The sequence below is a fragment of the Aeromonas veronii genome (assembly GCA_041319085.1).
GTDB lineage: Bacteria > Pseudomonadota > Gammaproteobacteria > Enterobacterales > Aeromonadaceae > Aeromonas > Aeromonas veronii_F.
This window is the reverse complement of the sequence record CP101033.1, coordinates 2998973-3013368: the sequence shown is the minus strand read 5'-3', so window position 1 is coordinate 3013368 and position 14396 is coordinate 2998973. Positions and strand designations below refer to the sequence as shown.

Here is a 14396-nt window from a genome sequence, read left to right as displayed (position 1 = left end):
TCGGATGGGGTGGCGATGAAACTGACCCTGCTCTCCCGCTGCATGCGCACCCTGTTGCCCCGCTGCGTGCGTACCAAAGTGCGCTGGCGTCTGCTGCTGCTCACCTCGGTGCCCATCATGCTCACTCTGGTAGGCATGATCGCGCTCACCCTCTACTGGACCCTCACCTACAGCTGGCAGAACCTGCTCACCACGGTGCGCAGCGATCTCGGGGTGGCCCACCATGCCATCAGAGTGCAGCAGCAGCGCCAGACCGAGCATCTCGAGCATTTGCGCGATGCCTGGGCCTTTCAGTTGCGGCTGCGGGAATCGCCGGATCAGCTGCATGACTGGGTGATGCCGCTGGCAGCCAACTATGGCCTCGATTTTCTGCGCTTGCGCCGTGGCCCCGAACTGGATCAGCTGACGGCGCAGGAGCGCGCCGCCCTCACGGCCGGGCGCAGTGTCAGTTACTTCGTGGTCTGGTCGCAGCAGGAGATGCTCGCCCTCTCCCCGCAACTGGCCAAGCGGGCTGTGCTGTGGCAGCGGGATGGCACTAAGGTGGTGGAGGACCGTGGGCTGATCAGCCTCTCTCTGGCGCCGGTGATGGGCCGCGACGGATCGCTTTGGGCGGTGCTGGAGGGGGGCGAGCTTGTCAACGGCAGCACCCGGCTGGTGGATGAGCTCAAGGGGCAGGTGTTTGCCAAAAACACCCTGCCGGATGGCAGCGTCGGCACCGTCACCCTGTTTCTCGACGATCTGCGGGTGAGCACCAACGTGCCGGTCAGCAGCAGCCGTCAGGTGGGCCGGGCGGTGGGCACCCGGGTCTCGCCACCGGTGCGCGAGCAGGTGCTGGGGCGGGGGGAGATGTGGGTTGACCGCGCCTTCGTCCACGACGCCTGGTATGTCTCTGGCTACGAGCCGCTGCTGGGAGCCAAGGGCGAGCGGCTCGGCATGCTCTATGTCGGTTTTCTCGAGTGGCCCATCATCCGTACCTACCTCACTAATCTGGTGGAGCTGGGCTCCGGCGTAGTGCTGCTGTTGCTGCTCTCCGGCCTGCTGGTCTATCGCGGCGCGCGGGATCTCTTCTCCCCCATCGAGCGGATGCACAAGGTGGTGCGGCAGGTACAGGCCGGGAAATCGGCCCGTATCGGCCCGCTGGCCCTCGATCCCGACCACGAACTGGCCCAGCTCGGTCGCCAGTTCGACGCCATGCTGGACAGGCAAGAGGCGCATCAGCAGCAGATGGCCCGCAGCGCCGATGAGCTGGAGCAGAAGGTGGCCGAGCGCACCCAAAGCCTCGAGCTCAAGACTGCCGAGCTGGAAGATCATATCCATATGCTGACCGAGGCGCGCCAGCAGCTGCTGATCAGCGAGAAGCTGGCGGCCCTCGGCGAGCTGTCGGCCGGGGTGGCCCATGAGATCAATAACCCATTGGCGGTGATCCTCGGCAATGTGGAGCTGATGAAGCTGGAGCTGGGAGAGGCGGCCGAGCCGGTCAGCGAGGAGCTGGCGCTGGTGCTGGCCCAGATCGAGCGCATTCGCGCCATCACCCGCAGCCTGCTGCAATATTCGCGCCCCGGCGACTACGAGACAGCGCCGGTGTGGCAGCACCTCAATCCCATTATCGAAGAGAGCCTGACCCTGGTGCGCTCCGCCCTGCGTCAGCAGCAGGTGGCGCTGGTGGCCGATCTCAAGGCGCAGCAGCCCATCGAGGCGGATCGCCAGCAGTTGTTGCAGGTGCTGATCAACCTCTTGGTCAACGCCAGCCACGCGCTGGGGGAGCAGGGGGAGATCCGGGTCGAGAGTCGCGACTGGGTCGATGAACTGGGTCAGTTGCGCGGGGCCGAGGTGCGAGTGATCGACAACGGCAGCGGCATCGAGGCGGCCATTATCGACAAGATCTTCGACCCCTTCTTCACTACCCGCGCCACCGGCACCGGGCTGGGGCTGGCCCTGAGCCACCGCATCATCAGCCGCTGGGGCGGGGAGCTGTTGGTGGACTCCACCCCGGGGCAGGGGAGCTGCTTTACCGTGCGGCTGCGCAGCCACGCCCTGCTGCCCAGCGGCAGCGAGCCCGCGAAACTGGAAGGGTGGCGCATCGCCCTCAATGCCGAGGGGCGTGAGACAAGCGATTGATGCTTTTATAAAAAGGCCCGTTATAAAAACAGCCCGTCAACATGGTTGGCGGGCTGTTTTGTCTGTGGGTGAGTGGTTATTTACTGCGGACTCCACACCAGCTTGCCGCTCTGGGTCAGGTCATAGCCGCCGAGGCGGGCCGCCAGCTCGCGTCCCTCGGGGGATTGCAGCCAGCCGATCAGCTGTTGCAGCAGGGTGCGAAAGAAGACCCCCTGCGGCATCACCAGATCGAAGCACTCCTGCGACAAGGGCATAAAGCCGAGGCCAAACTCGGTGGCTGTGCTCTGGGCGCCGGGCCCGACATCCGCATCGCCGCGGCTGATGGCGGCGGCCAGCTCCCGCTCGCTGTTGACCTCAATGGTGCGCTCCAGCCGGGTCAGCGACTCCCCTTGCGTTTGCAGCCACTCCTGCAGGGCGCGCTGGCTGCCAGCCCCTTCTTGACGCATGGCCCAGCGCCAGTCGAGCGCCTCTTTCGCCTCCTTGGGTTGCAGCCCCTGGCGCAGCACCAGCCCCTGCACCCGCCTAAATCCATGAACGATCACCCATTGCCGGTGGCCCTGATACTGCTGCACCAGCGCCGGGTGGCGCAGGTGGGCCTCCTCGGCCTGCCCCCAGTGGATGGCTACGATCTCCACATGGCCGCGCGCCAGCATCGCCAGCCCCTGACGGGTGCCGCACGGGGTGTAGCCCACCAGTGCCTGGGTGCCGAGCTGCTGTGCCAAGCGGCTGCTGGCGTAGTGCAGCAGCACGTCGTCCGAGCCCGCCAGCAGCAGCCGGTCGTTCATCACCCCCTCGTGGCAGCTGCCGAGCAGCCAGCGGTCGAGCAGGGAGCGGGGAAACAGCCACTTGCCGGTCGCCTTGGTGGCGGGGATACGCGCTTCGTTGGCGAGCTGGTAGACCTTCTTCTCGTTGAGATCGAGGTACTCGGCCACCTGCTTCACATTCATAAACTCGTTCATGGTTTAATCCCGCATCCCGCGACCAGATGAACCGGGTGCCAGCATCGGCGGCTTCTCGTCCAGCACCAGATGATCGTGGCCGCTAAAGACCTCGAAGTGGCGCCCCTTGGCGCGGGCAATCATGGTGATACCGAGCTGGCGGGCCAGATCCAGCCCCATCTGGGTGACGCCGGAGCGCGACAGCAGCACCGGAATGCCCATCTGTGCCACCTTGATCACCATCTCCGAGGTGAGCCGCCCCGTGGTGTAGAAGATCTTGTCGTGGCCAGCCTCGCCGCGCATCCAGAGCTCGCCCGCCAGGGTATCCACCGCATTGTGGCGCCCCACATCCTCGACAAAGGAGAGGATTTCGCTGCCGCGACAGATGGCGCAGCCATGCACGGCGCCGGCCATCTTGTAGGTTTCGTTATGGGCCGACAGCGCCTTGAGCAGGGCGTAGAGGGTGCTCTGTTTAAGCTCAGGCGCCGCCAAGACCAGCCCTTCGAGCTTCTTCATCACGCTGCCATACATGGTGCCCTGACCGCAGCCGGAGGTGACCGTCTTCTTCTCCAAGGATTTGTCGAGATCGGCGGCCTGCTGACTGCTTACCACGGCGGCGGCCTCGCTCTCCCAGTCGACGATCACCGACTCGATGGCTGAGATATCCTCGATAAAGCCCTGATTTTTGAGATAACCCAGCACCAGCGCCTCGGGGCGGGCCCCCAGCGTCATCAGAGTTACTATCTCCTTCCAGTTGAGGTAGACCGTCAGTGGCCGCTCACAGGCGATTTGGCGGGTGTTCATTGTGCCCTGTTCATCCATCACCTCGACGGCCATGGTGAGCTGGGCTGCGGCATTGCTTTTGATAAAGGTCGGTGTCATGGGCCCCTCGCGACCGGTTGCCGGGATCTAAGGGGAGGGATACAGCAAGTTTTGTTCCAGATTAATGGGACCGACAAAATATCAGAGTGATGGTACGAAAAGCGTAATTATGTTGTTTTAATAAAAGCGAGCCTGCTCCCATTCTGAGTAAGTTGTAAACAGTCACGCTTTTCTTTGAAAACCAAGAGGGTTAGAATTTTAACCAAACTTTATAGGTGGTATGTAAAACATGCCATTGAATCCACGTTATACGTATTTTAAATAAGGTTGTAATATCTAATGAATGCAGGTGAAATAGGAACGGAAGCCGGTCGTATATTTGAGTATAACTTACCAAGCAGCTGGATATTTCGCAGTCAAGAGGACCAAAATGATTTTGGTATTGATGGCGAGATAGAGCTAAAGGATGAGAGTGGTAAGGCTTTAGGTAAAGAAAGCGTCTTTAAGGTACAGATTAAAGGTGAGGAGAACTCTACATATATTAACGATGGCAAGATATTATCTTTTAATTTGAAAATGGAGAGGTTGAAGTATTACTTAGACTTCAAAGTACCAGTTGTTCTGGTAGTTGTAGAAATCTCATCAGAGAAAATTTTCTGGTTGATGATTACAAACAATGAGGCTTTAATAAAAAGAGCTGCGGAGTCAGAAAACAATGAGTCGATTCAGGTCCACCTTCCAATCGACAATTATTTAATTAGGAAAAATACCAGTTCAGCAAACAAAATGCTGATGTCTGTTGTGGAGTGCTGGGATTACCTTAATGTGAAAGGCTTACAGGATTCAATTAAAAAATATCCAATAGTCAATCCATCAACGCTGAGCAAGAAAATTGATGATATTGGTGACGCGCTATTCAAAGCGTATCATCAGCAGCTAAATAATTATTTATTTGATAAGAATTTTCATGGTGTCTATCAGAAGGCCGCAGAAATATTCTCATCTCCAATAGTTCCAGCTAAGGATAGGTTCGTTGCTCTTTTATATTATTGGCAAGCTTTTCAAATTGCGCCATTTACAAATGTAAGTAAAGATATTTTTTATGAAAACTATGAGATTTGTCATAGGTTTATTTCCCTAGCTAGAGAACAAAAAAGTAGGGTTCATAGACTGATTGCAATAGGCAAAGCTCGAAGAGTTAAATTTAAGCTCCAACTAGATCAATTGCATGCAATACATAATTCCATTAGTCACTTTGAAAAAGGCTCTTTTGAACACGCTATATTTAATAACCAAACACAGCAGCTCTATCATGAGAGTTGCATTTCATTACAAAAATGTATTGAGTTATGCCATCGATTAACAAGAGATGGACAATATAATATCCTCTCTGATTTTTTTATCGATATATACCCATCAATATTGATTTTTACTTCAATTCATGAGGCACGTGGCACAAAGGAATCAATAGAGTTCTTGGGAAATTGGCATAAAAGTATGGCTGGTCTTGTAATGACTTGCTGTGTTATATCAAAAGATTTTGTTAAAATTGAACAATTATACTACTTGGTTTTCATGATGGTTAATAAAAACCATGTGACTGCGCAGGAGATACGCGAAGTCGTAATTTCAAATATTCCTGATATGACGGATGTGTTAGATGGTATTGAGAGGGCTGTACAAGAAAAAAGCAAGGTTCAAGACTTTTATTCCATCAGTATTGAAGAGCAGCAAGCATATTTTATAAACATCGCTAAGAACTTAGGAATGGATCCAGATGACCAAGACAGTGAATTTGGTCGTGTCGTAGATATGGGGTTAAAGAACTATGATCCTACTAATATTATGAAGAATTGTGAGCATTTATTTGTTCATTATCGTCCGGGTGGTATTATCGCTCAATCACTAAGGATGCATTCTGTTGGTGGTTTACATCTATTAGTATGCTTAAAACATGGTTATGCTCAAGGAACAGGAAATCTATTAACCATGTTATATGATGATTCGGATGGTCCTAATCTGGGATATTCCTTTAAACAGCAGCATTGTATAGGTTGCTCTGACTGTAAGCCTAGAGCACAAGAGTGGTCATGGAGTCTTAAATGGTATGAGTCGGCTGTAAAGGAAAACATGCCATTTTTAAGTAAGTATAAATTTTAAATCATAGGCAAGTTTTTATTCGTAGCCTATTGATGAATATTGTTGGCGCTGTTCCCTTTACGTGTAGGTGAGCCGAGTGACTCCGCCAAGCAGCCATGAACAGGATGTATTCGGCTCCTGGTTCACCACTCGAAACCAAGCAAGGTAGTTTTCCAGGTAGTCTGTCCCTACTCCGTGAAATTTGGCCATCCATTCCCGCCAACGACTCACGTAGTTATTGAGGGTCTGGATGTGGAAAACATCATCTTCTACTCGATGATGAGCGCTGGCGATCAACCGCTTATGGATCACGCCCGGCGCATTCTGTGCAATCGTGCTGTAACTTAGATTGCCATCCGTGCACAGGATTGTTCCCGCCGTGAGGAGTGGTTTTAGGGAAGGTTCGATTTGACTCAGGCTTTTATCTAACAACACAGCATCACTTTCTCGACCATATCGATCTAGTGCGATTAAGAGCGGGACCAAGGGTATATGCCCACGTTTTTTACCCTTCGCGCCCCGGCGTCTTGCTGGACGATCCAGATGACGTCGTCCCTTAAATGATTCGGCTACAAATACCTCATCGGCCTCGACGATCCCGGCCAATTGCTTGGCTCGAGTGGTCAGTGCGTAGCGTAGAAAGCGATGGCGCCAACGAAATGCGGTCTTCAGGTTGATGGCGCACTCTCTGGCTGCGGCTCGCAGCGACAACCCACGACTGAGGCAGTCAGCATAGGCAGCCCACTTGTGCTTGTGATGAAGCCCCGCCAAAGCAGAACCATCCAATTGATTGAATGTTTTGCCGCATGCCTTACAACGGAACCGCTGCTGACCACGAGCACGTCCCCAATGAATGACATGGGAGGAATTGCAACAGGGGCATGCTGCGACAGCCTCGCTCTGGTTTGCCAATGCCTGATGGAGTTGATCACGTTGCAGATGGTGACGAAGTTGTTCCTGGGCGCGTTCTAGCTGGATTGGGTCGAGCTGGGCAAAAGAACGCAGCATTGAGGAAAACGCTTGGCTGTCCATGGCAAGCTCCTTACTCAAATAACCTGAAATAAGTATAACGCTTGCCACCAATACGGCTCTGGAACAGCGCCATATTGTTCCATCTTGAACGACTCGTATGTTGGTGTTGAACTAAGTGAAGCCCAACGTTTACCGCGGAATATTTCAAAAGCGATAATCGGATAATTCAACGTTATTCGATTATTGCCATTCCTGCTGATTAGGTTCTGACGGATTGGTCTTACGCCGCATGTTGGGCTTCGCTGCGCTCAGCGCCAACCTACGCTCGCGCCAACCCATATCCCGCACGACGACCCAACCCCCATCGGCCACCAGACCGGCCTTGGCCCCACTCTTGCTATGTCTTATCCCATTGATGGCCGTGGCCGCCATAAATCTCCTGCCCTGATCCACCCCGAACTGGGTGGTTCACGGGGGAGGGCGGCCCGGCAGAGACCTTCTGATGGGAGCCGTGACAGTGCAAGAGACAACCAAACCCCTCTCCCCGCAGCGCTGGCTGCAATTGGAGTTAAAGGCCATCGACAGTCAGGTTGGCCGCTGGCAGAGCCGCCGTTTCGAGATTGCGGCGCTCCACCCCGCCGAACCGGAGGCTGCCGGTGCCTTGCCCCTTACTCTGTTTCGCGACGAGCGGGGGATTATCGCTTCAACTTAAGCTCCGGCTCGCCCCGCCTGTTTGTGACCGGAAGCAGCGTGGACAGTGGCTTTGTGGCCGACGGCCTGACCCTGAGCCAGACCGTGGCTGCCGCCTATATGGATGGCGAGCGGCAGGTGCTCTCCTGCCCGCTGCCCGAGGCGCTGCAAGCCTGGGTGGAGGCCTTTATCGGCCGTCACGGCGAGCTGCTGGAGGCCCGTCGCAAGGGCAAGAAGGGCAAGGGGCGGGCGCAGGATCAGCTCGGTGTCGATAGCCAGGATCAAGCCAGCTGTGGCGCCGTCAAGGCCACCGGCCCCGATGGCCGCGAGCGTGGCAGCGACGCCGGAAACAACGCTGGAAACAAGGCCGGAAACAAGGCCGGAAACAGCGCCCATGAGTGAGTTCCTTAAGCGCTGGTCGTCTCGCAAGAGTGAGGCGCGCAAGCATCAGGTATTGCAGCCACGGGAAGAGGCCATTCCCAAGGCGGTTTCAGCCCCCATCGAAGGCAGTGGCGAAGCTGAAATTCCTGATGCCGCGCTGGATAGCTCCGTAGTCAGCACTGACAAGGGGAGCTGTGAACCTCTTGCCGTTGAGGGGGCAGAGAGTGGCGAACCGCAGCTGATAACAGCCCAGCCGGGCAAGGCCAAACTCCCCGACAGGGAGGCGCTGCGGGCCATGTTTCGCAGCCATAAACCGGATGGGCTCGACGACTACACCCAGGATTTCAGCCAGCCCGAATTGCTGCCCGCGGCCCTGACCGCCGGGCTACGCAATTGGCTGGTGGATCAGGTAACCGCCCCGGAGAGCGAGATGGCCAATCCGGCCAGCGGATCCGCTGAACCGGTGGCGGTTGTCAGCGCACCTGCCGCCGACGAGCTGGCTGATAACCATTCTCAAACCCACATCGACGATCGGGACATTTTGGTTTCCTGTGGTGGACAAAATGTCCCAACCAAGGGTGAGGGAATGGAACCCTCAGGATCCTGACTCCCTGTCAGTCACTTTTTTCCCGGGGGAGTTGGCTCGCCTCTTGCTCTCTCGGCTTACCAACAAGCGCCCATCCCATGAGGTGGCGCGCGCAGGAGTGTAATGTGAGCACTGAACAAACATTGCCAAATCTGACCTCAAATCTGGCCTCCAATCTTGCCCATGGGGCGGGGGCGGCCGAGCATAACGCGCGCGCTCGCGCCTATGCGCTGCAGCATACGGTCAAGACCGACAACCTGATCCCGGCCACTGTCTCTTACCAGAGTCAGGGGCGCCTGCTGCTGGTCGGCCCGGAAGATCGCATTCGCCGCGCGGCCAGTCTGCTGCCTGCCGGGGTGAAGCCCACCCTGCTGGTGACCGAAGCGGTCCACGATGCCGAGGCGGCCGATCTCGAAACCATTTTCGATGCCACCGCATCCCTCGCGGCCCTGACCCTGCGCGAACCGGGCCTGACAGGGTATCTGGGGCAGTTCCAGCTTATCGGCCTCAATGGTCAGGGTGAGCGGGTTAACCTGGCGGCGCTCTGTTTTACTCAGCAGGCTGCGGAAAATGGCGAGCCGCGCTTCGATCTGGTGGCCGATCTGGGCCGAGCCCCGCTCTTTGCGCTGGAACGTCCGCCGGTCGGCTATCTGCATCTGACCGATGACCAAGGGCTGGCTGAACGGCTTGCCGAGCTCTGTGCTCTCACCGGCATCTTCGATAAGCCGCGCTATTTTCGCCTCGACCCCGAGGCCTGCGCCTTTACCGCCCGCGGCGTGCCCGGTTGCAGCCGCTGTCTCGATGTCTGCCCGACCGATGCCCTCAAGCCCATCAATGGTCGCATCCAGATTGATCCCCATCTCTGTCAGGGCTTTGGCAGCTGTGCCTCGGCCTGTCCGACCGGGGCGATTGTCTATCACCAGCCCGATGCCAACACCAGCGGCGACTATCTGTTCCGATTGCTCAAGCACTACCGGGAGGCGGGCGGCGAAGTGCCTCGACTGCTGATCGCCGGTGAAAACGAGCGTGAATGGGTGGAAGCCGAACTCACCCGCCTGCCCGCCAACTGGCTGCCGGTCTGGGTGGAGGAGAGCGCGAGTTTAGGCATCGAGAGCTGGTTCGCCGCCCTTGCCTATGGCGCCAGCGCGGTGCGCATTGCGCTGGTCGATGACGCCCCCGCCAGCGTCCGTGCACTGGTTGAGCGGGAACTGGCCAGCGCCGCCGTGCTCTTGGCGGGCGCTGGGCTTGCTGCCGATCGCATCGCCCTGTTTAACCCGGATGCCGAACAAGATAAGCCGATCTCCGGTGAGCCAGCCGTTGCCCTGTTGGAGAAGCCGCTCAAAGGGGACAAACGGGAGAACCTGTTTGCCGCCTTCGATGCCCTCTGGCAGGCCAACGAGGGGAGCCGCGAGCCGCTGGCGGTGCCCCACGGTGCCCCTTACGGCAGCGTGGAGCTGAAAGAATCTGACTGCACCCTCTGCATGGGCTGCGTGGCGGTCTGCCCGAGCCGCGCCCTGCATGCGGTTGGGCACACGCCCGGCCTCAACTTTATTGAGCAGGATTGCATCCAGTGCGGCATGTGCGAAAAGGCGTGCCCCGAGCAGGCCATCGTACTGGTGCCCCGTCTGCAACCCGTGCCCGAGGCGCGCCGCGCCGTGCAGAGCCTGAAAGCCGAAGAGGCTGCCTGCTGCATTCGCTGCGCCAAGCCGTTCGCGCCCGCCTCGATGATCCGCCGCATCCAGCAAAAACTGGCCGGTCACTCCCACTTTCAGAACGAGGCCGCCCAGCGGCTGCTGATGTGTGAGGATTGCCGGGTCAAGGACGTGTTTGCGGCGCTGGCGGCGGATCCCGTCTCCCAGCTCAAGGTGTGAGGGGCCAGTGATGAGTGAACAACATAACGAAAAGGCTGGCGAACTGACCATAACCGAACTGGAACAGAGCAGCGCCGATCTCTACGCCCTGCTGGCAAGTCTCTGGCGCGCCGCCCCCCGTGGTGAACAGCTCGCCTGGCTGCAAGGGTTGCAGGCTATGCCGGGCCCCTTTGCCAGAGGGCTGGGGCTGGTGCAGCTGGCTGCCAGCAGCCACCACGAAAACGAGCTTGCCGAGGAGTATCAGGATCTCTTTATCGGGCTGGGGCGCGGGGAGATCGTGCCGTTTGCCTCCTGGTATCTCACCGGCTCTTTGATGGAGCTGCCGCTGGCGGTACTGCGCGCAGATCTGCAGTCCCTCGGCTTCGAGCGCCAGAGCGGAGTGTGCGAGCCGGAAGATCATCTCGCCGCCCTCTGTGAGGTGATGGCGGTACTGATTGGCGAGCAGCACCCGGAGCGCAACCGCTTCTATGAGCGCCACCTTGCCCCCTGGGTACTTGCCTGCTGCCGCGATCAGCAACAGGCGAAAGGGGGCAGCTTCTACCGGGCGGTCGGTGCGCTGGCCGAAGATTTCTTCAAGCTGGAAAACGAATTGCGCCTGCCGTTTGGCGCCTGCGTGGTGACGGGCTGAATGCCCCTGTCTGTGCGCAATAAGAGCTGTGCATAGCAAGAGCTGCACATAACAAAACGAGCAGACGAGATATCCCATTGGACGCGAAGCTGGCGCGCAGGCGCCAGCAAGAACAACAACAGAGGTCACAAGAATGAGCGATGAACAGCTGAAAGACCCGTCTCGCCGCAATCTGATCAAGGGAGTTGGCGTGGTCGCCACCATAGGCGTACTGGCCGGTGCTGCCGGTCGGGTGGTGAGCAAAGAGGCGTTGACCCACGATACCAAGCCTGATCAGGGCTATCGGGAGACCCCCCATGTTCACGACTTTTATCGCACCCTGCGCGGCACCGACTGAGCCGGATCAGTGCCGAATATAGCGAAGGAGAACTCATGAAACTGACAAAACGTGCCGAGCAGCCCCAGGCGGGCGAGCAGAGCAATGAGGCTGTTCGCGGTCAGGGGCTGACCCGTCGCGCCTTTATGGTCAACTCAAGTCTGGTGGCCGGTGGCGCCGTGGCCGCCGGTTGGCTGGCCCCAGCCATGATGCAGCGGGCCGAGGCCAAAACCGTGGCGGCCGACGTGCCGGTCGAGGTGAAGCGCACCATCTGTTCCCACTGCTCGGTGGGCTGCGGCGTCTATGCCGAGGTGCAGAACGGCGTCTGGACCGGTCAGGAGCCAGCCTTCGATCACCCCTTCAACCTTGGCGGTCACTGTGCCAAAGGGGCGGCCCTGCGCGAGCACGGCCACGGCGAGCGTCGCCTCAAGTACCCGATGAAACTGGTGGGCGGCAAGTGGCAGCGCCTCAGCTGGGATCAGGCCATCGAAGAGGTAGGCAATGAAGTGCTGCGCCTGCGCAAGGAGTCCGGCCCCGACAGCGTCTACTGGCTCGGCTCCGCCAAGCACTCCAACGAGCAGGCCTACCTGTTTCGCAAGATGGCGTCCCTGTGGGGCACTAACAACGTGGATCACCAGGCGCGGATCTGCCACTCCACCACGGTCGCCGGGGTCGCCAACACCTGGGGCTACGGCGCCATGACCAACAGCCTCAACGACATGCACAACAGCAAGTCGATCATGTTTATCGGCTCCAACCCGGCGGAGGCCCACCCGGTCGCCATGCAGCACATCCTGCTGGCGAAAGAGCGCAACGGCTGCAAGATCCTGGTGGTCGACCCGCGCCGCACCCGCACTGCCGCCAAGGCGGACATGTACCTCTCCCTGCGTCCGGGCACCGACGTCGCCTTTATCTGGGGCATGCTCTGGCACATTTTCAAGAACGGCTGGGAAGACAAGGAGTTCATCCGCACCCGAGTCTACGGCATGGACGAGGTGCAAAAAGAGGTGGCGCGCTGGACTCCGGCGGAAGTGGAGCGGGTGACCGGCCTCAACGAACAGCAAGTGCACGATGCCGCCAAGCTGCTGGCCGACAACCGCCCCGGCTGCGTGGTCTGGTGCATGGGCGGCACCCAGCACACCACAGGCAACAACAACACCCGTGCTTACTGCATCCTCGAACTGGCCCTCGGCAACGTGGGCAAGAGCGGGGCGGGCACCAACATCTTCCGTGGTCATGACAACGTGCAGGGCGCCACCGACTTTGGCGTCACCTCCGACTCTCTGCCCGGCTACTACGGGCTGGAAGAGGGCTCCTGGAAGCACTGGGCCCGGGTGTGGGATGTCGATTACGAGTGGATCAAGGCCCGCTTTGACAACAAGGCCTACAACGGCAAGCTGCCGATGAACAACAACGGCATTCCTGTCTCCCGCTGGGTGGACGGGGTGCTGGAGAACGCTGACCTCATCGAGCAGGGTTCCAACATCCGCGCCATGTTCTACTGGGGCCATGCGGTCAACTCCCAGACCCGCGGCCCCGAGATGAAGAAGGCGATGCAAAAGCTCGACATGATGGTGATTGTCGACCCGTACCCTACCGTCGCCGCCGTCATGAACGATCGCACCGACGGCGTCTACCTGCTGCCAGCCACCACCCAGTTCGAGACCTATGGCTCCGTCACCGCCACCAACCGCTCCATGCAGTGGCGCGACAAGGTGATCGAGCCCCTGTTCGAATCCAAGGTCGATCACGAGATCATGTATCTGCTGAGCAAGAAGCTCGGCTTTGCCGATGAGCTGTTCAAGCACATCAAGGTAGAGAACAACGAGCCACTGCTGGAAGACATCACCCGCGAATACAACCGTGGCATGTGGAGCGTGGGCTACACCGGCCAGAGCCCGGAGCGGCTCAAGGCGCACCAGCAGAACTGGCACACCTTCCACAAGACCAACCTCAAGGCCGAAGGTGGCCCGGTCAGCGGTGAAGTGTACGGTCTGCCGTGGCCCTGCTGGGGCACCCCGGAGATGAAACATCCTGGCAGCCACATCCTCTACGACACCAGCATTCCGGTCTCGGAAGGGGGCGGCGGTTTCCGCGCCCGTTTCGGTATCGAGTATCAGGGCGTCTCGCTGCTGGCCGAAGAGTCCTGGCCGAAGGGAAGCGAAGTAGAAGACGGCTATCCCGAGATCACTGCCGACCTGATGAAGCAGCTTGGCTGGTGGGATGAGCTGACCGAGGCCGAGAAGAAGGAGGCCGAGGGCAAGAACTGGAAGACTGACCTCTCCGGCGGCATCCAGCGGGTCGCCATCAAGCACGGCTTTGTGCCGTATGGCAACGCCAAGGCGCGCTGCGTGGTGTGGACCTTCCCGGATCAGGTGCCCAAGCACCGCGAGCCGCTCTACACCCCGCGCCGCGACTTGCTGGCCGACTACGCCACCTGGCCTGATTCGAAAAGCCTGTGGCGCCTGCCGACCCAGTACGCCTCGGTGCAGGAGAAGGACGTCAGCAAGGAGTTCCCGATCATCCTCACCTCGGGCCGTCTGGTGGAGTACGAGGGGGGCGGTGATGAGACCCGCTCCAACCCTTGGCTCGCCGAGTTGCAGCAGGAGATGTTTGTCGAGATGAACCCGGCGGATGCCAACGACGTCGGTGTGCGTGACGGCCAGTATGTCTGGGTCGAGGGGCCGGAAGGGGGCAGGGTGAAAGTGAAGGCGCTGGTGACCCCGCGGGTCAAACCGGGGCTCGCCTTTATGCCGTTCCACTTCGGCGGCCATTTCGAGGGCAAGGATCTGCGATCCAAATATCCGGAAGGGTCTGACCCCTATGTGCTGGGGGAGTCGGTCAACATAGTCACCACCTATGGTTATGACCCGGTCACCCAGATGCAGGAGACCAAGGTCACCCTGTGCCGTTTTCGCAAAGTAGGAGCCTGATC

Annotated in this window: 10 protein-coding genes and 1 pseudogene; 8 read left to right on the top strand and 3 right to left on the bottom strand. The window is 58.7% G+C overall.

Annotated features, from left to right (window positions below; all coding sequences use genetic code 11):
* Nucleotides 1-15: 15 nt before the first annotated feature.
* On the top strand, nucleotides 16-2118 hold the full coding sequence (locus NMD14_14185; protein XEI31906.1) for a cache domain-containing protein: 2103 nt from the start codon (nucleotides 16-18) through the stop codon (nucleotides 2116-2118).
* 80 nt (nucleotides 2119-2198) lie between these two features.
* Here the strand turns inward: NMD14_14185 and NMD14_14180 are convergent, their stop codons facing one another.
* Together NMD14_14180 and NMD14_14175 are read right to left on the bottom strand one after the other, a co-directional pair.
* Nucleotides 2199-3065 carry a helix-turn-helix transcriptional regulator gene (locus NMD14_14180; GenBank protein ID XEI34771.1) on the bottom strand — a complete coding sequence of 289 codons (867 nt, stop codon included), beginning with the start codon at nucleotides 3063-3065 and terminating at the stop codon, nucleotides 2199-2201.
* A 15-nt stretch (nucleotides 3066-3080) separates the two neighbouring features.
* The gene (locus NMD14_14175; protein XEI31905.1) at nucleotides 3081-3938 is read right to left on the bottom strand and encodes a formate dehydrogenase accessory sulfurtransferase FdhD; all 858 of its coding nucleotides are present in this window, start codon (nucleotides 3936-3938) and stop codon (nucleotides 3081-3083) included.
* Between the two features lie 279 nt (nucleotides 3939-4217).
* On the opposite strand from NMD14_14175, the gene NMD14_14170 reads away from it, so the two are divergent.
* Nucleotides 4218-6038 carry a DUF4365 domain-containing protein gene (locus NMD14_14170; protein XEI31904.1) on the top strand — a complete coding sequence of 607 codons (1821 nt, stop codon included), beginning with the start codon at nucleotides 4218-4220 and terminating at the stop codon, nucleotides 6036-6038.
* A gap of 57 nt (nucleotides 6039-6095) precedes the next feature.
* On the opposite strand, the gene NMD14_14165 is transcribed toward NMD14_14170, so the two are convergent.
* Nucleotides 6096-7049 (bottom strand): IS1595 family transposase, encoded by a 954-nt coding sequence (locus NMD14_14165; protein ID XEI31903.1) that lies wholly within the window; start codon nucleotides 7047-7049, stop codon nucleotides 6096-6098.
* A gap of 442 nt (nucleotides 7050-7491) precedes the next feature.
* Here NMD14_14165 and NMD14_14160 point away from each other — a divergent pair.
* The 6 genes and pseudogenes from NMD14_14160 (at nucleotide 7492) to NMD14_14135 (ending at nucleotide 14394) form a co-directional block, all read left to right on the top strand.
* Nucleotides 7492-8081, top strand: a pseudogene (locus tag NMD14_14160) (DUF3305 domain-containing protein).
* A complete protein-coding gene (locus NMD14_14155) occupies nucleotides 8074-8667 on the top strand; it encodes a DUF3306 domain-containing protein (protein ID XEI31902.1) in 594 nt (197 codons plus the stop codon). The pseudogene NMD14_14160 and the gene NMD14_14155 overlap by 8 nt, the downstream one beginning before the upstream one ends.
* A 131-nt stretch (nucleotides 8668-8798) precedes the next feature.
* Entirely contained in the window at nucleotides 8799-10517 is a 1719-nt protein-coding gene (locus tag NMD14_14150) for a 4Fe-4S binding protein (GenBank protein ID XEI34770.1), read from the top strand.
* 10 nt (nucleotides 10518-10527) lie between these two features.
* The gene (locus tag NMD14_14145; GenBank protein XEI31901.1) at nucleotides 10528-11145 is read left to right on the top strand and encodes a molecular chaperone TorD family protein; all 618 of its coding nucleotides are present in this window, start codon (nucleotides 10528-10530) and stop codon (nucleotides 11143-11145) included.
* Between the two features lie 133 nt (nucleotides 11146-11278).
* Entirely contained in the window at nucleotides 11279-11482 is a 204-nt protein-coding gene (locus NMD14_14140; GenBank protein ID XEI31900.1) for a transcriptional initiation protein Tat, read from the top strand.
* Nucleotides 11483-11517: 35 nt separating this feature from the next.
* Nucleotides 11518-14394 carry a formate dehydrogenase subunit alpha gene (locus tag NMD14_14135; protein ID XEI31899.1) on the top strand — a complete coding sequence of 959 codons (2877 nt, stop codon included), beginning with the start codon at nucleotides 11518-11520 and terminating at the stop codon, nucleotides 14392-14394.
* Nucleotides 14395-14396 lie beyond the last annotated feature (2 nt).